Annotated in this window: 26 protein-coding genes; 9 read left to right on the top strand and 17 right to left on the bottom strand. The window is 31.1% G+C overall.

Annotated features, from left to right (window positions below; translation table 11 throughout):
- Window positions 1–40 precede the first annotated feature (40 nt).
- On the bottom strand, window positions 41–928 hold the full coding sequence (gene fabD / locus CHB67_RS11985) for an ACP S-malonyltransferase (protein WP_089382031.1): 888 nt from the start codon (window positions 926–928) through the stop codon (window positions 41–43).
- A 77-nt stretch (window positions 929–1,005) separates the two neighbouring features.
- On the opposite strand from fabD, the gene CHB67_RS11980 reads away from it, so the two are divergent.
- Complete coding sequence (locus tag CHB67_RS11980; RefSeq protein WP_089382211.1) at window positions 1,006–1,698, top strand: queuosine precursor transporter; 693 nt, start codon at window positions 1,006–1,008, stop codon at window positions 1,696–1,698.
- Between the two features lie 142 nt (window positions 1,699–1,840).
- On the opposite strand, the gene CHB67_RS11975 is transcribed toward CHB67_RS11980, so the two are convergent.
- Together CHB67_RS11975 and CHB67_RS11970 are read right to left on the bottom strand one after the other, a co-directional pair.
- Complete coding sequence (locus tag CHB67_RS11975; RefSeq protein WP_089382030.1) at window positions 1,841–2,803, bottom strand: YitT family protein; 963 nt, start codon at window positions 2,801–2,803, stop codon at window positions 1,841–1,843.
- 11 nt (window positions 2,804–2,814) lie between these two features.
- Entirely contained in the window at window positions 2,815–3,612 is a 798-nt protein-coding gene (locus tag CHB67_RS11970; protein ID WP_089382029.1) for a DUF2797 domain-containing protein, read from the bottom strand.
- A 45-nt stretch (window positions 3,613–3,657) separates the two neighbouring features.
- Between CHB67_RS11970 and CHB67_RS11965 the strand changes: the two genes are divergently transcribed.
- Window positions 3,658–5,187 (top strand): GH3 auxin-responsive promoter family protein, encoded by a 1,530-nt coding sequence (locus CHB67_RS11965; protein WP_089382028.1) that lies wholly within the window; start codon window positions 3,658–3,660, stop codon window positions 5,185–5,187.
- A gap of 19 nt (window positions 5,188–5,206) precedes the next feature.
- Here CHB67_RS11965 and CHB67_RS11960 read toward each other — a convergent pair whose 3' ends face one another.
- The 8 genes from CHB67_RS11960 to CHB67_RS11930 all read right to left on the bottom strand — a co-directional run bounded on the left by CHB67_RS11960 (window position 5,207) and on the right by CHB67_RS11930 (window position 11,555).
- Complete coding sequence (locus tag CHB67_RS11960) at window positions 5,207–6,184, bottom strand: polyprenyl synthetase family protein (protein ID WP_089382027.1); 978 nt, start codon at window positions 6,182–6,184, stop codon at window positions 5,207–5,209.
- Window positions 6,185–6,221: 37 nt separating this feature from the next.
- Window positions 6,222–7,259: a 23S rRNA (adenine(2503)-C(2))-methyltransferase RlmN gene (gene rlmN / locus CHB67_RS11955; protein WP_394335359.1), complete on the bottom strand. Its 1,038-nt coding sequence runs from the start codon at window positions 7,257–7,259 to the stop codon at window positions 6,222–6,224.
- 70 nt (window positions 7,260–7,329) lie between these two features.
- Window positions 7,330–8,379, bottom strand: a complete 1,050-nt coding sequence (gene queA, locus CHB67_RS11950; protein WP_089382025.1) for a tRNA preQ1(34) S-adenosylmethionine ribosyltransferase-isomerase QueA — start codon at window positions 8,377–8,379, stop codon at window positions 7,330–7,332.
- A gap of 88 nt (window positions 8,380–8,467) precedes the next feature.
- Complete coding sequence (locus tag CHB67_RS11945; RefSeq protein WP_089382024.1) at window positions 8,468–9,682, bottom strand: 3-phosphoshikimate 1-carboxyvinyltransferase; 1,215 nt, start codon at window positions 9,680–9,682, stop codon at window positions 8,468–8,470.
- Between the two features lie 168 nt (window positions 9,683–9,850).
- Window positions 9,851–10,090: a hypothetical protein gene (locus CHB67_RS17040; RefSeq protein ID WP_141119720.1), complete on the bottom strand. Its 240-nt coding sequence runs from the start codon at window positions 10,088–10,090 to the stop codon at window positions 9,851–9,853.
- Window positions 10,091–10,417, bottom strand: coding sequence for a nucleotide pyrophosphohydrolase (locus CHB67_RS11940; RefSeq protein WP_089382023.1), 327 nt, complete (start codon window positions 10,415–10,417; stop codon window positions 10,091–10,093). It lies immediately after the preceding gene.
- A gap of 47 nt (window positions 10,418–10,464) precedes the next feature.
- Window positions 10,465–11,100, bottom strand: coding sequence for a leucyl/phenylalanyl-tRNA--protein transferase (gene aat / locus CHB67_RS11935; RefSeq protein WP_089382022.1), 636 nt, complete (start codon window positions 11,098–11,100; stop codon window positions 10,465–10,467).
- An 83-nt stretch (window positions 11,101–11,183) separates the two neighbouring features.
- Window positions 11,184–11,555 (bottom strand): DUF3127 domain-containing protein, encoded by a 372-nt coding sequence (locus tag CHB67_RS11930; RefSeq protein ID WP_089382021.1) that lies wholly within the window; start codon window positions 11,553–11,555, stop codon window positions 11,184–11,186.
- A gap of 231 nt (window positions 11,556–11,786) precedes the next feature.
- On the opposite strand from CHB67_RS11930, the gene CHB67_RS11925 reads away from it, so the two are divergent.
- Complete coding sequence (locus tag CHB67_RS11925) at window positions 11,787–12,935, top strand: sensor histidine kinase (RefSeq protein WP_089382020.1); 1,149 nt, start codon at window positions 11,787–11,789, stop codon at window positions 12,933–12,935.
- A 2-nt stretch (window positions 12,936–12,937) separates the two neighbouring features.
- Here the strand turns inward: CHB67_RS11925 and CHB67_RS11920 are convergent, their stop codons facing one another.
- Window positions 12,938–13,327: an HIT family protein gene (locus tag CHB67_RS11920; protein WP_089382019.1), complete on the bottom strand. Its 390-nt coding sequence runs from the start codon at window positions 13,325–13,327 to the stop codon at window positions 12,938–12,940.
- Window positions 13,328–13,406: 79 nt separating this feature from the next.
- Window positions 13,407–13,883 carry a transcription elongation factor GreA gene (greA, locus tag CHB67_RS11915; protein WP_089382018.1) on the bottom strand — a complete coding sequence of 159 codons (477 nt, stop codon included), beginning with the start codon at window positions 13,881–13,883 and terminating at the stop codon, window positions 13,407–13,409.
- 120 nt (window positions 13,884–14,003) lie between these two features.
- Here greA and CHB67_RS11910 point away from each other — a divergent pair, with 120 nt between their 5' ends.
- Genes CHB67_RS11910 through purE form a run of 3 tightly spaced genes read left to right on the top strand, consistent with a single transcriptional unit; the run spans window position 14,004 to window position 16,121 of the window.
- Window positions 14,004–14,429: a hypothetical protein gene (locus tag CHB67_RS11910; protein WP_141119719.1), complete on the top strand. Its 426-nt coding sequence runs from the start codon at window positions 14,004–14,006 to the stop codon at window positions 14,427–14,429.
- 47 nt (window positions 14,430–14,476) lie between these two features.
- Window positions 14,477–15,622 carry a 5-(carboxyamino)imidazole ribonucleotide synthase gene (locus CHB67_RS11905; RefSeq protein WP_089382016.1) on the top strand — a complete coding sequence of 382 codons (1,146 nt, stop codon included), beginning with the start codon at window positions 14,477–14,479 and terminating at the stop codon, window positions 15,620–15,622.
- 7 nt (window positions 15,623–15,629) lie between these two features.
- Window positions 15,630–16,121, top strand: coding sequence for a 5-(carboxyamino)imidazole ribonucleotide mutase (purE, locus tag CHB67_RS11900; protein ID WP_089382015.1), 492 nt, complete (start codon window positions 15,630–15,632; stop codon window positions 16,119–16,121).
- Here purE and CHB67_RS17400 read toward each other — a convergent pair.
- Entirely contained in the window at window positions 16,116–16,250 is a 135-nt protein-coding gene (locus CHB67_RS17400; protein WP_262494287.1) for a hypothetical protein, read from the bottom strand. The genes purE and CHB67_RS17400 overlap by 6 nt on opposite strands.
- Window positions 16,251–16,412: 162 nt before the next feature.
- Between CHB67_RS17400 and CHB67_RS11895 the strand changes: the two genes are divergently transcribed.
- The 3 genes from CHB67_RS11895 to CHB67_RS17220 all read left to right on the top strand — a co-directional run bounded on the left by CHB67_RS11895 (window position 16,413) and on the right by CHB67_RS17220 (window position 19,733).
- Entirely contained in the window at window positions 16,413–18,443 is a 2,031-nt protein-coding gene (locus CHB67_RS11895) for a M3 family metallopeptidase (RefSeq protein ID WP_089382014.1), read from the top strand.
- Window positions 18,444–19,012: 569 nt separating this feature from the next.
- Window positions 19,013–19,519, top strand: a complete 507-nt coding sequence (locus tag CHB67_RS11890; RefSeq protein ID WP_089382013.1) for a CAP domain-containing protein — start codon at window positions 19,013–19,015, stop codon at window positions 19,517–19,519.
- A 43-nt stretch (window positions 19,520–19,562) separates the two neighbouring features.
- Window positions 19,563–19,733 carry a hypothetical protein gene (locus CHB67_RS17220; RefSeq protein ID WP_176461266.1) on the top strand — a complete coding sequence of 57 codons (171 nt, stop codon included), beginning with the start codon at window positions 19,563–19,565 and terminating at the stop codon, window positions 19,731–19,733.
- Between the two features lie 524 nt (window positions 19,734–20,257).
- Here CHB67_RS17220 and CHB67_RS11885 read toward each other — a convergent pair.
- The 3 genes from CHB67_RS11885 to CHB67_RS11875 form a co-directional block, all read right to left on the bottom strand.
- Window positions 20,258–22,177, bottom strand: coding sequence for an OmpA family protein (locus CHB67_RS11885; RefSeq protein ID WP_245813531.1), 1,920 nt, complete (start codon window positions 22,175–22,177; stop codon window positions 20,258–20,260).
- A gap of 19 nt (window positions 22,178–22,196) precedes the next feature.
- Window positions 22,197–23,120, bottom strand: a complete 924-nt coding sequence (locus CHB67_RS11880) for a PorP/SprF family type IX secretion system membrane protein (RefSeq protein WP_089382012.1) — start codon at window positions 23,118–23,120, stop codon at window positions 22,197–22,199.
- Between the two features lie 15 nt (window positions 23,121–23,135).
- Window positions 23,136–24,547 (bottom strand): gliding motility-associated C-terminal domain-containing protein (locus CHB67_RS11875; RefSeq protein WP_141119718.1); only part of this gene is annotated, 1,412 nt, incomplete at its 5' end.

Below are 24,547 nucleotides of genomic sequence, written 5' to 3'. Positions count from 1 at the left end.
CTCTGACAAATCAGAGGCTTTTATATAATAGTTATTTTGTTTATGCTGAAAATGACGCTCCACTTGCCGCAACTGATCTATCAATCTTACGCATTAACCCTTGTAATACTTTACCAGGACCAACTTCAACAAACTCAGTTCCGCCATCAGCTACCATCGCTTGCACACATTGTGTCCAACGTACTGGCGCTGTTAATTGTGAAATTAAATTCTCTTTAATTTCATCAGGACTTGTAACTGCTTTTGCTACTACGTTTTGGTATACAGGACAGGTTGGCTCACTAAAAGTTGTTGCTTCAATTGCCGCTGCTAACTCTTCACGAGCAGGTTCCATTAATGGTGAATGAAACGCTCCACCCACAGGTAATTTCAATGCACGTCTTGCCCCTTTTTCAGTTAACAATTCACAGGCTTTATCAATTGCTGAAATTTCTCCAGAAATTACTAATTGCCCAGGACAATTATAGTTTGCTGCAACCACAACTCCATCAACACTTGCGCAAACTTCTTCAACAATAGCATCGTCTAAACCTAAAACAGCTGCCATTGTAGATTCTTGTGCTTCACAAGCTTTTTGCATAGCTAACGCTCTTTTAGAAACTAATAACAATCCGTCTTCAAAAGTTAAAACACCGTTTGCAACTAATGCAGAAAGTTCCCCTAAAGAATGACCTGCCACCATTTCTGGTTTAAAATCATCACCTAATACTTTTGCTAAAATTACTGAATGTAAAAAAATAGCTGGTTGCGTTACTTTTGTTTGCTTTAACTCGTCAGCAGTTCCTTCAAACATCACATCTGTAATATTGAATCCTAAAATTTTATTTGCTTTTTCAAACAATTCTTGAGCTATAGGTGAGTTTTCGTATAAATCTAAACCCATACCTGTAAATTGCGCTCCTTGACCTGGAAAAATATATGCTTTCATTTTTAATTGTTTATTGTATTAATTTTGAAAACGCAAAAATAGTAATAATTTGCTATATTCGTACCAACTTACTAAGAATGAATTCAAAACAAAAATCAGAAGCATTTACTATTTACCTGATTTTGGCATCAATGTTTATTGCGGCATTGGTTGCTTCAAATTTAATTTTTCAAAAATTCTTTTACTGGAACCCCTTTGGGTTCTTTCGCTTTGAATTATCTGTAGGTATTTTACCCTATCCTATCACCTTTCTAATTACCGATATTATTTCTGAAATTTACGGTAAAAAGAAAGCCAATCAAGTAGTTATTGCCGGGATATTTGCTTCGTTTTTTTCTATGGGAATTATTTTAGCTTCAAATTACACACCCGCCATTGAAAACTCACCAATTAACAATGAATTATTTTCTAAGGTTTTTGGACTATCTCCAATTGCAGTGTTGGCTTCTATGTTAGCATATTTATTTGCCCAATTTATTGATATTAGGATTTTTCATTTTTGGAAACGAAAAACAAATGGAAAACATTTATGGCTACGAAATAATTTCTCTACGTTTTCATCTCAACTTATTGACACCTTAACTGTTGTTACCTTGTTATCTGTTTTTGGTGTTTTACCTTGGAGTATGTTTACTTCCTTAGTTTTAAGCGGATTCTTATTTAAAATTTTAATAGCGTTGTTAGATACGCCAATCCTTTATTTTATTGTATATCTTTTCCGAAGTAGGTTTCATCTAAAAGATGGTGAAGAAATTAAATTGTTTAATTAGATTTTCAACCAAAAAATTATTAATTCCAAAATTATCGCTTCGTTATAGTTTATCTTATTCGTAACCGAGAGGATCAGTAAACAGATTTCAATCTTCAAACATCTTAATTCTAAATTTCATCTTGAAACTTATAATTTAGGACTTATTTTAAAGGGCGTTTTTTAATCATTCCACCTTTAGTGTCTTTAATGCTATTCATTATAATAAAGGCATCTTTATCTATTTTATCAATTTCAGTTTTTAATCTAGCAATCTCAAGTCTAGTTACAATGGTATAAATAATATTAAATTCATTAAAATCTGTCCCGTTTTTCTTAAAACCACCCTTACCTGTATAAATAGTAACACCTCTTCTTAAATCTTCGGTTATCATCAACCTAATTTTTTCGCTATGCTCCGAAATAATGGTAATCCCGGTATATTCTTCAACACCTTCAATAATAAAATCTATTGTTTTTGATGCAGCCATATAAGTTAACATGGCATACAAAGCAACTTCAATAGATAAAATATAAGCACCAAATGAAAATATTATGATATTAAAAATCAAAATAACGTCACCTATTGTTAATCCTGTTTTTTTACTTAAAAAAATGGCTAGTACTTCAGTTCCATCAATAACTGCTCCACCACGTATTGCCATTCCTATACCACCTCCAAGAAAAAAACCGCCAAATACAGCTATTAACAATTTATCAGAAGTAATTAAAGGATACGGCACAAAATGCACCACCAATGCCAGTGCTATAATGGCCAAAATACTTTTAATTGCAAATTGTTTTCCAATGTTTGAATAACCTAGAATGATAAACGGAAAGTTAACAACCACAATTAAAACTGATAAAGACCAACTGGTTGTTTCAGAGATAAGCAATGAAATTCCCATAGCACCACCATCAATAAACAAATTGGGCAACAGAAAGCCTTTTAAGCCAAAACCTGCAGAAAAAACTCCAATTACAATAAAAACAACTTCACTAATCGTATGGGAAATACTAACCTCAACCTTCGTTACTTCTTCTGATAATCTTTTTTTGGTTCCTTTGTTTTTTTGAAGCCTGCGCTTTACAGTCCCAACAATTATTTTATGAAAAAAATTAATCATACTAATTTCAACTATTTAATTGTTATTATAACTCTATACCCTTCATTATTTCGAACATTAAACACAGTGTTATCTTCAAACAATAAATATTGACCTTTAATGCCTTTTAATTTCCCTGAATACAAAGGTGTTTTTTCTAAATTTAAGGTTTTAATTTTGGTTGGATATTGGTGGACGGGATAATTAATTTCTGTAATTTTTCCATTATTTTCCAAAAAGTACTCCTTTGCCTCATCAGGAATGTATGCCTTTAATTTTTCACGTTCTTCAATTAAATCAGCATCCGATACTTCATTTTTCAGCATTTTTTGCCAAACAGTTTTATCAGCCACGTATTCTTTTAGTGCAACTTCTGTAATTCCGGCTAGGTATCTATTAGGAACTTCAACAATTTCAATAGCTTTACTTGCTCCTTGATCAATCCAACGAGTTGGAACTTGAGTTTTTCGGGTAACACCAACTTTCACGTTACTTGATAATGCTAAATAAACAACATGTGGTTTTAATTGTACCTTTTTTTCATAGGTTAAATCGCGGTCTTCAATATCTAAATGGGCTTTACTTAATTCAGGGTTCATAATCCAATCTCCTACCGCTGCACTGTCGTAAAAACATTCATAACAAAAGCCTTGTCTAAATATTTTTTTTTCTTTTCCACAACACAAACATTGATACCCTTCAAAGCTAATTTCAAGTTCACGATCTAATAATTGATTCATATTTAGAAAATCGTTTTCCACATCTAAATAATAAGAAACCTCATTATTTAACTCCGTCATCATTTTTTTTAAAACAGTTTGATATTGCATAAAAGTTTTTCTTATTTTTAACTTGTTAAAGATACTTAATAAAATATGCCATTTCCAATAGTAAATTCAATAATTTCATGGTTTCTAAAAAAAAGAATACACCAAGTAGAACTTTTTTTGAAATATCCAATTGAAGTTCAAAAAGAGTTACTTTACAGGTTGCTTCAAAAAGCAAAAGACACTGAAATAGGACAGAAATATCATTTTTCTGAAATAAAATGTTACAACGATTTTAAACAAAAAATCCCTATACAACAGTACGAATCTTTTGAATATTTGATAGAACGAACCCGAAAAGGTGAACAAAATGTGTTTTGGCCAACACCTATAAAATGGTTTGCTAAATCTAGTGGTACAACAAATGCCAAAAGCAAATTTATACCGGTAAGCGATGAAGCTTTGGAAGATTGCCACTTTAAAGCCGGCAAAGATATGTTGTGTTTGTACTTTAACAATAATGAAGACGCACAGCTATTTACGGGAAAAGGTTTACGACTTGGAGGAAGCAGTGCTGTTTACGAAGACAATCATACTTATTTTGGTGATTTATCAGCTATAATTATTGAAAATTTGCCTTTTTGGGCTGATTTCAGCAGTACTCCTAAACAGGAAACTGCTTTATTGGGCGAATGGGAGACTAAAATGACAGCGATGGTTGAAGAAACTATTGAAGAAGATATTACTAGTTTGGTTGGTGTTCCTTCTTGGATGATGGTATTTTTAAATCGCGTTTTAGAAAAAACAGGAAAAAACAATATTTTAGAAGTTTGGCCTAATTTAGAAGTCTATTTTCATGGAGGCGTAAGTTTCAATCCATATAGAGAACAATTCAAAAAATTAATTCCGAAAAAAGAGTTTAAATACTTTGAAACCTACAATGCTTCGGAAGGATTTTTTGCTATTCAAGATACAAACTACGGAACTGATATGTTGTTAATGTTAGATTATGGAATTTTTTACGAGTTTATTCCAATGGATACATTTAATGGTGAAAATTCTGAAGCCATAGCACTTGAAGAAGTGCAATTAAACACAAATTATGCGCTTGTAATTACTACAAATAGCGGTTTATGGCGTTATTTAATTGGAGATACGGTAAAATTCACCTCATTAGATCCTTACAGAATAAAAATTACAGGAAGAACCAAACATTTTATAAATGTGTTTGGAGAAGAATTAATTATTGAAAATGCTTCTGAAGCTTTAAATAAGGCTTGTTTAAAAACAGGTGCTGAAGTTTGTGAATTTACTGCTGCTCCAATTTTTATGGAAGATAAAAAAAGTGGTGGTCACGAGTGGATTATTGAATTTAAAAAACAACCCGAAAATATTGATTATTTCACTGAAATACTTGACAATTCGTTAAAAGCTATCAATTCAGATTACGAAGCAAAACGATATAATAATATGACCTTAGCCATGCCGAAAATAAACATCGCTTCAAAAGGTTTATTTTACCATTGGCTTAAACAAAAAGGGAAATTAGGAGGACAGCATAAAGTACCAAGATTGTGTAACTCAAGGAAACATATAGAAGAATTGTTAGCATTAGATAAACAAGAAGTTTTACACTAAACTTTTTAGATTTGGTTGCTTAAATTTTACGTTCAATAACGTAATTAACCATTGTTAATAAAGATGCTTTATACTCAGAATCTGGGTAGGTTTGTAGAATTTGCAATGCTTGTTCTTGGTAGTCTTTCATTTTAGCGATTGTATATTTAATACCGTCTTTTTCTTTTACAAATGCAATCACTTCTTTTACGCGACCTTTATCTTTATTGTATTTTTTTACAGAATTTAACAACCATTTACGCTCCGAATTCGAACAAATATTCAACGTATAAATTAATGGCAATGTCATTTTTTGTTCTTTAATATCAATACCTGTAGGTTTCCCAATTTTTGCATCGGTATAATCAAACAAATCATCTTTAATTTGAAAAGCAATTCCAATAAGCTCTCCAAATTTTCTCATTTTTTGAATTTCTTCTTCTGAACTTCCTACTGATGCAGCTCCAATTCCACAACAAGCAGCTATTAAAGTGGCAGTTTTTTGACGAATAATTTCAAAATAAACGTCTTCTGTAATATCTAACTTTCTAGCTTTTTCAATTTGCAACAATTCACCTTCGCTCATTTCACGAACAGCTATTGAAATTAATTTCAAAATATCAAAATCGTTATTATCAATTGAAAGTAATAAACCTTTCGACAATAAAAAATCACCTACTAAAACGGCTATTTTATTTTTCCATAAAGCATTTATTGAGAAAAAACCTCTTCTGCGGTTGCTATCATCCACAACATCATCATGAACTAACGTAGCGGTATGAATTAATTCGATTACTGAAGCTCCTCTATAAGTTCTGTCTTCAAACCTTCCGCCAGAAACCATTTTAGCCACCAAAAAAACAAACATTGGTCGCATTTGTTTTCCTTTTCTTCGAACAATATAATGGGTAATTCTATTTAATAAAGGAACCTTGGTTACCATGGCTTCTTTGAATTTTGATTCAAAGAGTTCCATTTCTTTTAGAATTGGTTGCTTTATTTGTTCTACGGGTTTCATTAAGAAATCAAAAATAAGAAAAAATACAAGGCGAAGATTAACTTTTATTGGCTAATTGCCCGCAAGCAGCATCAATATCTTTACCTCTGCTTCTTCTAACATTTACAATAATGTCATTCATTTCTAAATTAGAAATATAATTATTAATAGCATCTGGTTTTGCTTGTTGAAATTCACCATCATCAATTGGGTTGTATTCTATTAAATTTACCTTACAAGGCACGTATTTACAAAACTTTACTAAAGCTTGTATGGCTTCTTTAGTATCATTTATTCCGTTCCAAACCACATATTCATACGTAACTCTGCTCTCCGTTTTCTCGTACCAATATTCTATAGCTTCTCTTAATTCTTCCAAAGGAAAAGCTTTACTAAAAGGCATTATTTTAGATCTAACTTCATCAATAGCTGAGTGTAATGATACCGCCAAATTAAATTTAACTTCATCATCAGCTAATTTTTTAATCATTTTTGGCACTCCTGAAGTAGAAACTGTAATTCTTTTTGGCGACATTCCTAAACCTTCTGGTGAAGTAATTTTTTCAATAGATTTTAATACATTGTTGTAATTCATTAAGGGTTCACCCATTCCCATATAAACAATGTTTGAAAGTTTGCGATTGTAATACAGTAAACTTTCTTTATTAATTGCAGCCACCTGGTCATAAATTTCGTCAGGGTTTAAGTTTCTCATTTTCTTTAAACGTGCTGTTGCACAAAAACTACAATCTAAACTACAACCAACCTGGCTAGAAACACAAGCTGTAGTTCTTGTTCCTGTTGGAATTAACACCGACTCTACAATTAAACCATCATGTAAACGTACAGCGTTTTTAACCGTTCCGTCTGAACTGCGCTGCATTTGATCAACCTCAATATGATTGATTACAAAATTTTCTTCTAGCATTTGACGCGTTTCTTTTGAAATATTGGTCATATCTTCAAAAGAATGTGCGCTTTTTGCCCACAGCCATTCATAAACTTGGTTACCTCTAAAAGCTTTATCATTTTGAGCAACAAAAAAAGCTCTTAATTCTTCTTTTGTTAATGATCGTATGTCTTTTTTCTTATCCATTATCTCACAAGTTTATAAAAAGATTCCCGCATGAGCGGGAATCAGGTATATTCAAAAAAAATAGTATAGTTTATATAATTAACATCGCATCTCCATACGAGTAAAATTTGTATCCTTCTTTTACAGCTTCGTCATAGGCTTCCATTAAAAAATCGTAACCAGCAAAAGCAGCAACCATCATCATTAAAGTAGATTTTGGTGTGTGAAAATTAGTAATCATACAGTTTGCAATGCTAAAATCATACGGAGGAAAAATAAATTTATTTGTCCAAGCATCGTAAGAATTTAAACGATGATTTGATGAAACTGAACTTTCAACAGCACGCATAACAGTAGTACCTACAGCACACACACGTTTTTTTGCATCAATTGCGTTGTTTACTACATCGGCTGTTTCTTGAGAAACGACACACTGTTCAGAATCCATTTTATGCTTTGATAAATCTTCAACTTCAACAGCACTAAAAGTTCCTAAACCAACGTGTAAAGTAACCTCTGCAAAATCAACACCTTTAATTTCTAAACGTTTCATTAAATGTTTAGAAAAGTGTAAACCTGCAGTTGGTGCAGCTACAGCGCCTTCTTCTTTAGCGTAAATTGTTTGATAACGCTCCTCATCTGAAGCTTCAACTTCTCTTTTAATGTATTTTGGAAGTGGAGTTTCTCCTAACTCTTCTAATTTTTTTCTGAATTCTTCATAAGAACCATCATATAAAAAACGCAACGTTCTTCCTCTTGAAGTAGTATTATCAATAACTTCAGCAACTAAACTTTCGTCATCACCAAAAAATAATTTATTTCCAATTCTAATTTTTCTTGCAGGATCTACCAAAACATCCCATAACCTGCTTTCGGCATTTAATTCTCTCAATAAAAAAACTTCAATTCTTGCTCCCGTTTTTTCTTTCTCACCATACATACGTGCAGGAAAAACTTTTGTGTTATTCAACACCATTAAATCACCTTCATCAAAATAATTGATTAAATCTTTAAACTGCTTATGTTCAATAGTTTTCTCTTTTCGATTTAACACCATTAGTCTAGATTCATCTCTGTGTTCCGCAGGATATTCTGCTAATAAATCTTCAGGTAATTCAAATTTAAAATGTGATAATTTCATGTATTTTTTTTATAGAATGAGCGCAAATATACAACATCGGCATAGGCGTTGTCAAGTGATTTGCAATAAAAGTTTGTTAAAGAGTCTTTTACGATGTTACTTTTTTAAAGTCTTCCCAAAAAGTTGGGTACGATTTTGACACTACATTTGCCTCTTCAATTGCAATTGAAACCCTTGTTGCCAAAGGCGCAAATGCCATTGCCATTCTATGATCATCATAGGTTGCAATACTAATATTTTCGTTTATTATTTTTGAAGAAGCTAATTGTAACGTTTCGTTGGTAATTTCAACTTTGCCACCTAATTTTTCAATTTCAGTTTTTAAAGCAACCAATCTATCAGTTTCTTTAATTTTTAAAGTATGAAGCCCGGTTAAATAACATTCCATACCCAATCCAAAACAGGTTACAACAATTGTTTGTGCAATATCTGGAGCACCTATTAAGTTTAAATCCATCAATTTTGAAGGATTTAAATGTCCTGTATTTTTTAATATTATTGAATTGTTTTCAAAAGTAGTTTCAACACCTAAATTTTTATAAATATTTGCTAAAACCGAATCACCTTGCAAACTATGTTGCTTATAGGAAGAAAGTTTTACTTCAGAATTAGGACTTAATGCAACCAAACTGTAATAATACGATGCCGAACTCCAATCTGATTCTACTACTACAGTTTTATCTTCAATTGTTGGTTTTGGTTGAATTAAAATAGTATCATCATCCCAAGAAAGTTCAACTCCTAATTCAGCTAACAAAGCCAATGTCATTTTTATATAAGGAACCGAAGTAATTTCACCTTTAAACTTTAATTTTAGTCCGTTTTGTAACGTTGGTGCAACTAACAATAATGAAGAAATATATTGAGAACTTACATTCCCTTCAATTTCAACAACACCTTTCGTTAATTTTTTTCCTTTAATTTTTAACGGAGGATAACCTTCTTTTTCAACATATTGAATATCTGCACCTAATGAGGTTAAGGCATCAACCAAAATTTTAACAGGTCTATTTTTCATTCTATGCGATCCCGTTAAAATAACTTCAGAATTTTCTTTTACTGAAAAATAACTTGTTAAAAAACGCATAGCCGTACCTGCATGACCAATATTTACTTCAGAAGTAGTATTTACCAATGCTTTTTGCATTAAAATAGCATCATCAGAATTTGAGGTGTTTTCAATTTTTAAATTTGGATAAAATTGTTGTAAAACCAACAATCTGTTTGTTTCACTTTTTGAGCCTGTAATTTCAATAGTTCCACTTACAGTTTTAGTTATTTTATCAATCTTTAATAATTCCATACAATAGCGCTTTAGCAACTTAATTAAAAAATATTTTATTTTCAGGCCACAAAGTTAATGCTCAAAAAATAGTATCCAAATTTAGTGAGCAATATTAGGCATTTTAATACAAGAGAAAAGTTGCTAATCTAATAGATTCTGTATCCCTGATAGGTTTAAATTTAAAACTTATTTTTTAATAAACTTATAATAGCCTGCCATAAACAAACCGTACAACAAAGACATACCTAACTGAATTTCAAAGAATTGCAAGAAAGTATCTTTACCAAAATAAAGCGCTATCATTCCATCAAAACTTCCTGTGTTAAAAATAGCCATGAATATTTTTATAATTGAAACGGTAATTAAAAATAGCAATCCAAATCGGATGGTTAACTTTATAAACGACTGACTTTTGTATTGATTCATTTATTTTAATTTTTGATTGTTATGATGGCGATCGTGATCACGTTTTGTTTTTACATCCATTTTTTTATCAAAAGCAGCTTGTAAATCAATGCCCGTTTGATTGGCTAAACACAACACAACAAAAACAACATCGGCTAATTCTTCGCCTAAATCTTTATTTTTATCGCTTTCTTTTTCACTTTGCTCACCATATCTACGTGCTATAATACGTGCAACTTCACCAACTTCCTCCGTTAATTGCGCCATATTTGTTAGTTCATTAAAATAACGAACGCCGTGTTCCTTAATCCAATTATCAACTACTAATTGTCCATCTTTTAAATCCATTGTATTCCTTTTTATTGAAGTTCAAATATACTGAACTTCTCATATAATTAATTTTCTAAATATTTCAAAAACGCATCTCTTGAAATCTCATCAGCCCCTAAACTGGCTAAATGATTGTTATACACCTGGCAATCTATTAGTTTATAATTTTCTTTTTCTAATTTTTGAACCAAATAAATAAACGCCAATTTTGAAGCGTTACTTACTGTGCTAAACATACTTTCACCACAAAAAACAGTTCCTAAATCTATTCCATATAAACCACCTACCAATTCATTGTTCAACCAAACCTCTACGGATTTTGCTATTCCTTTATTATGCAATTCAATATAAGCTTGCTGCATTTCATTGGTAATCCAAGTTCCTCCTTGATCTGGCCTGTATACATTTTTACAATTCGCAATAACTTCTGAAAAATTTTGATTGAATGTTACTTTAAATGCACCTTTTCTTATGACTTGCTTCATACTTTTTGAAATTTTCAAGTCTTTTGGAAACAACACCATTCTAGGATTGGGACTATACCAAATAATTGGTTCACCTTCATTAAACCAAGGAAAAATTCCATTTTTGTAAGCCAACTCTAATCTTTCAACCGATAAATCTCCTCCAACAGCCAACAAACCATCTTCATTGGCATACGTTACTGGCGGAAAAAAAAGTTCTTTTGAAAGTAAAAACATAACTGCTAATTTCTACAAATATAACTAAACAAAAAAAGAGAAAAACTTTCGCTTTTCTCTTTTTTATATATTATAAAACTTACTTAAAATGGTAAGTCGTCTGGTTCACTATCACTAACATCAGCAGTTTTTTCAAAACTATCAACTGGAGGTGCTGTTGGTGCTCCTGCTCCTTCAGCTGCTGCTGCTTCAATTCTCCATCCTTGTATAGAGTTAAAATACACAGCTTCACCTTGTGGGTTTATCCATTCTCTACCTCTTAAATTGATAGAAACTTTCACATCTTGTCCAACTTGATAGCTGTTTAATAAATCGCATTTGTCTTGAACAAATTCAATCATTAACATTTGAGGATATTGCTCATTTGTTGTAACTACCATTTCTCTTTTTCTAAAACCGCTTGCTCCAAAAGTTTTAGTTTCGTCAATTTTTTTAATTTTCCCTGTAACTTCCATGTTTCACTTTATTTCATTAAAAAACACTTTTTATAGTGCTTATTATTTCTTTATTTTAAAAATATGCTTTCGCAAATGTAATTTTTTTAAGGCATCAATTCCAAAATATTCTGTAGGTTATTTTGTAAACTTATCAACATCAAAGCCAATAATCAATCACAAATAATTGTACTAAAAAATAATATCAATTTAATTTATTAGTTATAACAACATATATTTTATATTTGAATCATGGCTTCATACAAAAACACACAAATAATTCGTTGGTTGGTATTGGTCGCTTCTTTTATTATAGTAGCGCTTATTTTGTGGAATACGTACGATTTCTTTATGAAATTTAAAACGGAAGAACGTGCCAAAATGGAAGTTTTAGCCAAGGCCTATGAAAGATTAAGCAGTGCGGACTTAAATGCTGACATTTCCTTAGAATATAAAATTATTGGTAACAATCATAACATACCTATGATTGTTACCAATGAAAAAGACAGTATTACCGATTGGTCTAACTTAGACTCTTTAAAGGTTAAAAAAACAACGTATTTAAAGGAGCAATTGGCGATTATGAAAAGTCAGAATTCGCCAATTACTATCAGTTACAAAAATGCAAACATCAATCAATTTATTCATTACAGAGATTCTGATTTATTAACGAAATTAAAGTATTACCCTATTGCGTTGGTTTTAATATTGGTGCTATTTGCGAGTGTTATTTACCTGTTTTTCAAATCCAATAAAATAGCCGATCAAAATAAATTATGGACAGGAATGGCTAAAGAAACGGCCCATCAAATAGGCACACCTTTATCTTCATTATTAGGTTGGGTTGAAATTTTACGCTTAGAAAACATCGACAAAACAACCGTTGAAGAAATTGAAAAAGATGTTGAGCGTCTAAATATTATTGCTGAACGATTTTCAAAAATTGGTTCGGTTCCGGTTTTAAAACAAGAAAATATTGTTGAAGCTACAGAAATAGCTTTCAATTATTTAAAATCTAGAAGTTCTAAACAAGTATTCTTTAACTTCAACACTTCTAACACTCTTATTTATTGTAATATTAACTTACAACTGTTTAGTTGGGTTATTGAAAATTTAGTAAAAAATGCTATTGATGCAATGGAAGGAAAAGGTAACATTGAACTAACCATTTCTGAAACTACCAACCATGTTAAAATAAACATTTCAGACACAGGTAAAGGGATTCCTAAAAACCTGCATCAAAAAATATTTTCACCAGGACACACAACAAAAAAACGTGGTTGGGGCTTGGGCTTATCACTGGCCAAACGTATTATTGAAGATTATCACAATGGAAAAATTTTCGTTTCAAAATCTGAAATAGAAATAGGAACTACTTTTACTATTTCTCTAAAAAAATAAACCTATAAATTAGCTGAAATTGCTTTTGAAACTGCTTCAAATTCTTCTGGCTGCAATGTTACTTTTTTTATAAATTGAATGTCTTCCATTTTTTGCAACGGAATTAAATGCACATGTACATGTGGCACTTCTAAGCCAATAACCGACATTCCAATGCGTTCACAAGGAATTGCTTTTTCCATAGCCAATGCAATTTCTCTTGAAAAACTCATTAAGCTATTGTACATTGCTTCGTCTAAATCAAACAATTTATTTACTTCTTTTTTAGGAACTACCAATGTATGCCCTTTTGCATTAGGGTTGATATCTAAAAAAGCATAAAAATCTTCGTTTTCAGCTACTTTGTACGATGGAATTTCTCCACTAATTATTTTCGTAAATATTGAACTCATATTATTTTTTATTTCAAAAATAAGAAACCCTTTTCAATTAAAAAACTGAAAAGGGTTCTCTAAATTTTATAGTTAATTTTTAACTTCTCGAAATCTCTAAAACTTCAAACTTCATAATACCACTTGGCACTTGAATTTCAACAACATCACCAAGAGACTTTCCTAACAATCCTTTTCCTATAGGAGAATTTACAGAAAGTTTACCTTCTTTTATATTGGTTTCAGAATCAGCCACCAATGTATAGGTAAATTCCATATTGTTAACCGTATTTTTAATTTTCACTATGGAATGAATTAAAATTTTTGAATTATCTAATAAAGATTCATCAATAATTCTGGCGTTAGAAACAACCTCTTTTAATTTTGCTATTTTTAATTCTAATAATGATTGCTCTTCCTTTGCGGCATGATATTCTGCATTCTCACTTAAATCTCCTTTATCACGTGCTTCTGCAATATCATTACTTACTCTAGGACGATCAACCGTTTCTAAATGCTCTAATTCAGCTTTTAGTTTTTTCATTCCCTCTTCGGAATAATAAGATATTTTACTCATAAGTTATCATTTTAATAAAGACAAAAAATCTCAAAACTGGTATCCAGTATGAGATTCATTACAAATGTACAAAATATTTGTAAATTGCGCCCGTTAATACATAAACTTGATAGTAAACTTATGCGAAAATTATTTTTTATTTGCTCACTGATCTCATTATTTTCATGCGAAAAAAATGATACCATAGATTTGTTACCAAATGTACCTGTTGATGTAACCATCAATTTAAATTTACCTGAATATATTGATTTACAAATACCAACAGGCTGGGTATATACTTCAAGTGGAATGGATGGTGTTAAAGGAATTTGGGTACAGTATACTGGCGGAACTCCAGCTTATAAAGCTTTTGAACGCGCCTGCCCAAATAACGATTGTAATGCTCCCATGACTTTTGACGGTAGTTTAAAATTCAAATGCGCTTGTGATAATAGTGAATATAGTGTAATTGATGGAGCCCCTCAAACTTCAGGAAATTCGCAATACGCAAGAGAGTACCGCGTTCTTGAATTAAATGCTACTACAATAAATATTACCAATTATTAACTCGCTAATTAAAAACAGATTACTATTTTTGTGCGAAAGCAATAAAAGTGAAAAATTATTTCTCATCAAATTTTAGATTAGGCGTTTTAGGAGGCGGTCAGTTAGGAAAAATGTTGCTAACTGAAACTCAAAAATTCGATATTTATACCGTAATTTTGGATGGCGCTGCCGATGCTCCTTGCGCACAAATATGCAATGAATTTCATCAAGGTAGTTTAATGGACTTTGATACTGTTTATAATTTTGGTAAAAAAGTAGACCTTTTAACTATTGAAATTGAACACGTAAATATTGATGCGCTAATTAAATTAGAAGCTGAAGGTTTAGAAATTTATCCGCAACCAAGCGTTTTAAAAATTATTCAACACAAAGGAAAACAAAAAGATTTCTTTGTTAAAAATAACATTCCTACTTCACCACACAAACGATTTTCAAGTTTAGCCGAATTAAAAAAAGAGCAATTCAATTTTCCTTTTGTGTGGAAATCTGCTCAATTTGGTTATGATGGAACAGGAGTAAAAATAGTTAAAAGCGAAAGCGACATTAATCTTTTAGCAGATACAGATTGTATTGTTGAAGAATTGATTCCTTTTAAAAATGAATTAGCTGTAATTGTGGCACGTAATAAAAGTGGCGAAATAAAAACATATCCTGTTGTTGAAATGGAATTTCACCCAGAAGCAAACCAGGTTGAATATGTAATATGTCCGGCAAGAATTTCTGAAGAAGTTGCATTAAAAGCTAGAGCAATTGCATTAAAAGTTGCAGAATCTTTTGAACATATTGGTTTATTGGCTGTTGAATTATTTCAAACAGCAAACGATGAAATTATTGTAAATGAAGTTGCTCCAAGAACACATAATAGTGGCCATTATAGCATTGAAGCATCTTACACCAGTCAGTTTGAACAACATGTACGTAGTATTTTAAATCTTCCTTTAGGTAATCCCGAAAGCAAAGTTGCCGGTATTATGGTAAATTTAGTGGGTGAAGAAGGATTTTCGGGCAATGTAGTTTACGAAAATATGGCAGAAATTCTAAAAATGGATGGTGTTACACCTCATATTTATGGAAAAAAAGAAACGCGCCCTTTCCGAAAAATGGGTCATGTAACCATTGTAAATAATAATTTAGCTGAAGCTAGAAAAACAGCCGAAAAAGTAAAAAACACAATTAGAGTAATTAGTAAATAATTAAATTATGAACAAAGTAGGAATTATTATGGGAAGTGATTCAGATCTTCCAATTATGCAACAAGCCATTGATATTTTAAAAGGTTTTGATATTGAAACTGAAGTTGATATTGTTTCAGCACACCGTACTCCTGAAAAATTATTTGATTATGCTAACAGCGCACATAAAAGAGGCGTTTCAGTAATTATTGCTGGTGCTGGTGGTGCAGCGCACTTACCTGGAATGGTAGCTTCATTGAGTCCGCTACCTGTAATTGGAGTTCCTGTAAAATCTAGAAATTCTATAGACGGTTGGGATTCTGTCCTATCAATTTTGCAAATGCCAGGAGGTGTTCCTGTTGCAACTGTTGCTTTAGATGGCGCACAAAATGCAGGTATTTTAGCCGCACAAATTATTGGTTGTTCCAATCCTGAAATTTTAACTAAAATTATTGAATTTAAAGAAAGCCTAAAACTTAAAGTTTATAAGGCTGCTGAAAATGTAAAAAACAACTTATAATTTTAATGCCGACACAGCATCTTCTACAATAATTCCTTGGTTATTTTTATAACTAAAATAAGGGATTATTGTATTAATATTTATAATCGTTTTATTTTCTTCTTGCAATTGCACTCGTGTAGTTTCCATACATTGTATATTTATTCTATTTTGAAAACGCCTTAAATACTGAATTAGTATTTCTTAAAATAGGAAAACAAAAATTTAACATATTATGTTCTATTTTTAAGACACCAAGCCTCATAACAAGTCACATTTAATAATATATTTGCTTAAAAATCACCTAAAATCATGAGTAACCCATTACTAAAATCATTTGATACACCATTTCAAACAGCGCCTTTTTCTAAAATTAAAAACAAGCATTTTAAGCCCGCATTTATTGAAGGTATAAAATTAGCAAAACTTGAAATTGATGCTATTACAAATAACTCAGAAGCTCCTTCATTTAAAAATACAATTGAAGCTTTAGATTTTAGCGGACAAACACTTGATAGAATTTCAAGTATTTTCTTCAACTTAAATTCTGCCGAAACAAATGATGAAATTCAAAAAATAGCACAAGAAGTTTCTCCTATGCTTTCTGAATTTGCAAATGACATTACATTAGATGAAAAACTTTTTAAACGTATTAAAACGGTTTATAAGAAAAAAGATGAATTAAATTTAACTACTGAACAAGACACTTTATTAACAAAAAAATATAAAAGTTTTGTACGTAATGGCGCTAATTTAAATGAAGTAGACAAAACTGAATTACGAAAAATAGATTCAGAACTTTCAAAACTAAAATTAACGTTTGGTGAAAATGTATTGGCTGAAACAAATGCATACGAACTTCATTTAACAAATGAAGATGATTTAAAAGGACTTCCCGAAAGCGCAATTGAAGCAGCTAAAATGGTTGCCAAACAAAAAAATAAAGACGGATGGGTATTTACCCTTGACTATCCTAGTTACATTCCTTTTTTAACCTATGCCGATAATCGAAATCTTAGAAAAACAATGGCCTTGGCTTTTGGTGCTAAAGCCTTTCAAAATAATGAAAACGATAATCAGCAAATTATTTTAGACCTTGTTAAATTACGTTATAAACGCGCTAATTTATTAGGTTACAAAACTCATGCACATTTTGTATTAGAAGAACGTATGGCTGAATCACCTGAAACCGTAACTAACTTTTTAAACGATTTGCTTCCCAAAGCTAAACCAGCTGCTGAAAAAGAATTTAAACAACTTGAAGCGCTTGCTAAAAAAGATGGTGTTGAAACATTGCAAAAATGGGACAGTGCGTATTATTCTGAAAAGTTAAAAAAACAATTGTTCGATTTGGACCAAGAGCAGTTGAAGCCTTATTTTAAATTAGAAAATGTGATTGAAGGTGTGTTTACGATTTCTAATAAATTATTCGATTTAGTTTTTGAGGAAATTAATACAATTGACAAATATCATGAAGATGTAAAAACATATAAAGTTACAGACACCTTTGGAAACTATATTGCCATTTTATATGCCGACTTTTTTCCGAGAGAAGGAAAAAGAAATGGTGCTTGGATGACTTCTTTTAAAAACCAATGGATAAAAGATGGTGAAAATTCAAGACCACATATTTCAATAGTTTGTAATTTCACAAAACCTACTGAAACAAAACCGTCTTTACTTACTTTTAATGAAGTTACAACACTCTTTCACGAATTTGGACATGCATTACACGGAATGCTTGCAAACACAACATACCCTAGCTTATCAGGCACAAATGTGTTTTGGGATTTTGTGGAGCTGCCAAGTCAGTTATTAGAAAACTGGTGTTACGAAAAAGAAGCGTTGAGTTTATTTGCCAAGCATTTTGAAACAAAGGAACTAATTCCAATGGACTTTATCACTAAAATTAAAAAGTCTTCAAACTTTTTAGAAGGTATGCAAACATTAAGACAACTTAGTTTTGGAATATTAGATTTAGATTGGCACGGTAAAAATCCTTCCACAATAACTAATGTTAAAGAATTTGAAACTAACTCTTTTAAAGGCACCCAATTATTTCCTGAAGTTGAAGAAAATTGTATGAGTACTTCATTTTCACATATTTTTCAAGGTGGATACTCTTCTGGGTATTATTCATACAAATGGGCTGAAGTATTAGATGCCGATGCTTTTGAGGCTTTTTTAGAAAATGGAATTTTTGATAAAGGAATCGCTTTAAAATTTAAAACTAATATTCTTGAAAAAGGGGGGACTGAAAAACCAATGAAATTATATGAAAATTTCAGAGGTAAAAAGCCTACTAACAATGCATTACTAAAAAGAGCTGGACTCTTAAAATAGCAATATTTAACCTTAAAAAAAGCGAATCTGTGTATGGATTCGCTTTTTTTATGCTCTTTTTCATTAATAAACGGGTTATTATAACCTATAAATAGTAATGTTTTTCCTTTCAAAAGTAATGTTTAACCTTTCAAAAGGTGTGTTTTTTCCAATAAATGGTATGTTTATATAAATAAATGGTAATTTTATTGTGTTATTTGCTTGCTGAATCGAATTTAATTCTTAAATTTGAATAGAGATTAAAATAAACCCCACAATACAAAAAGATGTATTTAAGTAATAAAAAATATCGAACAGGAATAAATAAACAACCCCGCAACCCCATAACCCCAATTTTAGATAAGGTTGCGCTTTAGTTCATCAACCCAATAAATTAAAGCGTAGCCTTCTAAATAAAAAATAAACCTCATAAACCCCACAAAATGAGCTTCTCAAAAAAAACATATCCTTAAAAACAAAATAAACAATCCCACGTTCAGATGTGGTTACGCTTTAGTTTGTTTGGCTAGTTTAAATTAAAGCGTGCCACTTCTTAAAAAAAGACTATCAACCCCAAATACCCCACAAAGATGAAATCACTTACCCCAAAGCTTATCGCCGTTCTTATTTTAAGTATCGCCTTATTTTCTTGTTCAAATGATGAAGATGGTATTTATTTTGATGAAACTTCTGAAATTACTATTGTTGAAAAAATACAATATTCAACTATTGAATTAGAAATTTTAGATTTAGTGAATGCACATAGACAAAGTATAGATCTTCAAACTTTAAAAACTTTAGATATTGTATCAGGTGTAGCTGAAGGGCACACAAATTATATGATTGAAACTGGTCAAATAAGCCATGATAATTTTCCAAAAAGATCAGAAGTTTTAATTAAAAATGCAAAAGCAAAGGCTGTTGGTGAAAATGTAGCTTATGGATATGGCTCAGCTGAAGCAGTTGTTAATGGTTGGTTGAATAGTGAAGGTCACCGCGAGGTTATTGAAAGTACAAAATATACACATTTTGGAATTTCTACAGAGTGTAATTCAGAAGGTAGAAATTATTTCACACATATGTTTATTAATAAATAAAGGATTTTATATAAAGTTAGTACTCACCTAAAATTTTTGTATCATGAAAACAGCATTATTAAAGCCAGAAAATAAATTACATTTAAATGTAATTAAAAACAATAATAACAACACAAAAAGTCTGGATAATCCTATTAATACGCTACATCCTAAGTTTACATATACAAATACAAAAGGAGAAATTGTTTCACCTAAAAACCATGTAAACCTTTAAAATACTTACTATATACTTATTGATTGAAAAAAATGTCGTCCCCACATAATAACAATCATATAATAGTTCAATAAATATTATTTAAACATTTACAATAAAACAAAATAATAAAGTATTCTTATGGATACTTTTTCTGCTTTTAAACAAGGCTTGTTGTTTACCACAAAATTAATTTAACAAACACAAAAAAGCAGCCAATAATAACTTGAGAAAATTGTCGTCCCCACAACGGTAGTATATTCAAGAAGTATTAATCGACTGCTTATTTTAATATTTTATATCTGTTTTAAAGCAAGTTATAAATATAGTAAATATTAACTATCTATTTTGGTTAATTATTAAAATTTAAAACTCTTAAAAAACTAAACACCTTAGCTTTAGGCTCAATATCTACAACTACATAAATTTAATTTTCAGACATAGAAAAAGCAGCCGAAATTAATAACTTGAGAAAATTGTCGTCCCCACAACGGTAGTATAATCAAGAAGTATTAATCGACTGCTAGCTTATTATTTTAATATGATTATTTCATTTTTATAATCACAAATTCTGTTCTTCTATTCATTTGATGTTCTTCTTTAGTACATTTTACACCATTTGAACATTTATTAATTAATTGAGTTTCACCGAAGCCTTCATATTTTGGAATTCTAGCTGGATCAATACCTTTTGAAATTATATAATCATATGTAGATTTTGCTCTACGGTTTGAAAGCGCCATATTATATTCATCATTAGCTCTACTATCAGTATGTGATTCAAGCCTAATTACCATTTCAGGGTATTTATTCATTAAGGTTACAACTTTATCAAGTTCTAATGCTGCGTCAGGTCTAATATTAGATTTATCCAAATCGAAATAAATAGTTTCTAAATCCGCTAAAACAACAACATTCTCTATTGGTGCTAATGCAATATTTAAATCAACTAATATCTCTTTTTCTTTTTCTAAACCAAATGAACTGAAACTTTGTTCAACGCCTTGATATTTTTCTTTAGATCCTTTTAATATAAATTTCTCATCTCTAGAAATCAAATGTGTATAAGCTCCATTAGCTCCTGTAATAAAATAAGCTATTTCTTCTCCATTTTCACGTGCTAGAACAACTTTAGCCCCCTCTACAGGTTCATTATTAACAGCATCAAATATTTGCCCCTTTAGAGTCAATGGTGGAATTCTGGTAAAAGCATAAATATCATCCCCTCCCATTCCTCCTTTTCTATTTGAAGAAACATAACCTTTAAAACCATCTTTATCTAAAAAATACGCAAAATCATCTTTTTTGCTATTAATAGGTTCTCCTAAATTAATTACGTTTACAACTTTGTTATTTTCATCTAAAATAGATGCAAAGACATCCATTAACCCTAATCCAACATGACCTTCAGAAGAAAAATACAAAATCCCGTCTGCATGAATAAATGGGAAAGCTTCATTTCCTTCTGTATTTACAACACCTCCCATATTTACAGGCTCACCTATAACTCCATCAACACTTATTTCTGAAACATAAATATCAGTTCCTCCATAACCTCCAGGCATATCTGAAGAAAAATATATTTTTTTACCATCAGCACTCAATGAAGGATGGTAAACAATATAATCAGGTTTATTTAAAGAAACCGGCTTTACATTAACCCATTTTCCATCAACTAAATCTGCACTAAAAATTGCAACTTGCATCACTCCTTTTTCATCTTCTATTTTCTTATCTTCATGATAATTATTTCTAGAAAAATACATTTTAGTTCCATCAGCATTAAATGTTGCAGGGCCATCATGATGAATCGTATTAACATCCCCTTTTAAACTAAATGTATTATCCGTAGGTACTTCATCTTCAGCCCCTAATTGATACATATCTAATAAAGGTTGGTTATCCCATCCATAGACTCTTTTTACAGACACACCTTCATTTCGTGAAGAAGTAAAAAATATTTGACCATTTACTTCTACAGCTCCAAAATCATTATACTTAGAATTGATTTTCAGTTTTTTAAGTGTATTTTGTTCGTGAGAATTAAAAATTGCACTTGCTAAATCATCATTTTTAAAAAATTCTTTCACCCTAGAATCTTCTTTGTTACCTGCATCTCTATACCGTTTCATCCATTCTTTAGAAGCTTTATAATCTCCCGTAGCACGCAATGTTTGTGCATAGTACAAAAAATACTCAGATGGTACATTTTCTTGCTCAACTACTTTTTCATAGATTGGCAACGCTTTTTCAGGCTTACGTAACATAATATAAGCATCGCCTAATTTTCGCATTGCATAATGCTTATTAAAACTAGTATCAACTAGTTTTTCATAAGTTTCAATAGCTTTTACAAATGAAAAACTATTGAAATGTTTTTCAGCTCTTTTTTGTTTCTGAGTTTGACCAAACATGGATGTGCTTATCAAAACAAAAGCAACAATAAATAATTTTATATAATTCATAGTTTTTATCTTAATTTGGTTAAAAATATCTAGGTGATTTTAACTTGTTCTTAGTATATCTAAACTCATACATTAACAAAATTTCTTGAGAACCTGAAGTATATGGCTTAATTTCTCCTGTTGGAATTTCATAAGTATAACCAATTCTGAATTGGGGTGATACTTGAAAATCTACCAATGCTCCAAAAGCCCCTTGCTTTCCATTTGCTCTATAAGATGCACCTAACCAAAACTTTTCTACAAATAAAAAGTTTGCAGTAAAATCCGTGGAAATTGGAGCTCCAGTTGTATACTTCCATAAAACTGAAGGTTTAAATTTAACATCTTTTGATAGGTCTAAAACATACCCTCCAATTAAATAATAGTGAACGGTCTCTAAGGCGGCATATTCTGTTTGATTATTAACATCATGATTGATTAACCTTGGAATTGAAAAACCTGCATACCATCTATCTGAATGAAATAAAACACCTGCACCAAAATTGGGATTCCATCTATTTAATCTTTCATCAAAATAAGGATCTTGCCCAACTTCTACTCCATTATATAGATCCTCAGATAATTTATAATATGTTGCTCCTGCATCTACACCAAAAGCTAGTTTTGTTTTATCTCCAAGGTTTATAGTATAAGAAAAATCTGCATATACATATGTGAAATTTTCAAACCCAGCTTTATCATTTATTAACGACAACCCTAAACCAATTTTTTCATTTCTTAATGGAGAATTAATAGATAAAGTTTGCGTTTGTGGACCTCCATCAAAACCTACCCATTGGTTTCTACCCATAGCAACAATACTCAATACTTCTCTACTTCCTGCATATGCTGGATTAATAGCTATTGTATTATACATATATTGAGTAAACTGTGGCATTTGTTGTGCATTAGAATTCTCAAACCCTAAAATCAACATTACTAATATTATAATTATACGCTTCATAGATTCAATTTAAAATTAGTTAGTTCCTAAATATATATATCCTGTTCTTGGTTGGAAACCACTTCCAATTATATTAACAATATAATAATAGGTTCCTGTTGGTAATTTATTTCCTGACCCTAAAGTAGGTCCAGAATTATCATGATAACCACCCCAATTATTTCTATAATTATCGGACTCATATACTTGTTTACCCCAACGGTTAAATATCTTAACTGCTGCTGTAAATCCACAAGAAGAAACATCTGACACTGTAAATGTATCATTAATACCATCATTGTTCGCTGTTACAACTTTAGAAATCTCTATTGTTTCAGGTGATTCACAAGCTAAAACAACACAATCATTCGTTGCTCTAATAGCTATACTTCTTTTTGAAACACAATCCGTTCCAGCTGTATAAGTAAATGTATAGGTATCGCCTTCAACTAACATAGAAGGATCTAATAACATATCTGAACTCATTGCATTTGAATTATCATCGTCTGACCACACTCCAGTTGTATCTGAAACTCCTGATAAAAATACTAAAAGATCCAAAGGAGTCTCTGTTATACAAAGATCAAAGGTTTCAACTTCATCATACACTATTGGTATTACATTTAATGTTTGCACAAAAGCAGTTTCATTTTCACATTCATCTAATAATACCCAAACTCTAATTATTTGATAATTACCTTCAGCATCAGCCTCTGTTGATTGCTCCTCAAACATTACACTTATATCTGAACTACAATTATCTACTCCTACAATCTCTGCTGGATCTGGAATTTCAGAGCATACTACCGTAATTTCAATCTCTGGTGCATCTATTATCGTTGGTGGAGTTGTATCTATAACTGTAATTTCCTGTGTATGAGACACTGAATTACCAGCACAATCAACTGCTACCCATACTCTCTTTATAATATAGCTTTGTGAACAACCTCCTTCATTTGTAATAATTTCTTCTTCAAATTGAACTTCAACGTCTCCTCCACAATTATCTGATGCTGTTATTTCACCTACAATAGGTATCTCATTACATTCGGTTGTTAAATTATTAGGTAAATCACTAGTAAATTCAGGTGCAATTACGTCGTTAATTGTTATAGTTTGATTGTAAACTACTGTATTGCCACAAGCATCAGACGCTGTCCAAGTGTTAACTACTTGGCCATTACAAGAAGGCGACTCACTTTGTGTAAATGTTACAATAGGACTGTCATCACAACTATCAGTTGCAATTACCCCTTGATCTCCTGGAACTTCAGATAAACAAGTTACAGAGATATCACTTGGCATATCACTCAATGTTGGTGGTGTCATATCTTCTATTGTAATCACTTGATCTGCTGCTGTTTCATTTCCACAAGCATCTGTTGCTGTCCAAGTTCTTGTAATTACCATTGAATTTCCACACCCTGCTACTGAACTGTCTGACTCTG

This window comes from Lutibacter agarilyticus, from assembly GCF_900188235.1.
Lineage (GTDB): Bacteria > Bacteroidota > Bacteroidia > Flavobacteriales > Flavobacteriaceae > Lutibacter > Lutibacter agarilyticus.
The sequence above is the reverse complement of the archived record's forward strand: the minus strand, read 5'-3'. Positions and strand labels throughout refer to the sequence as shown.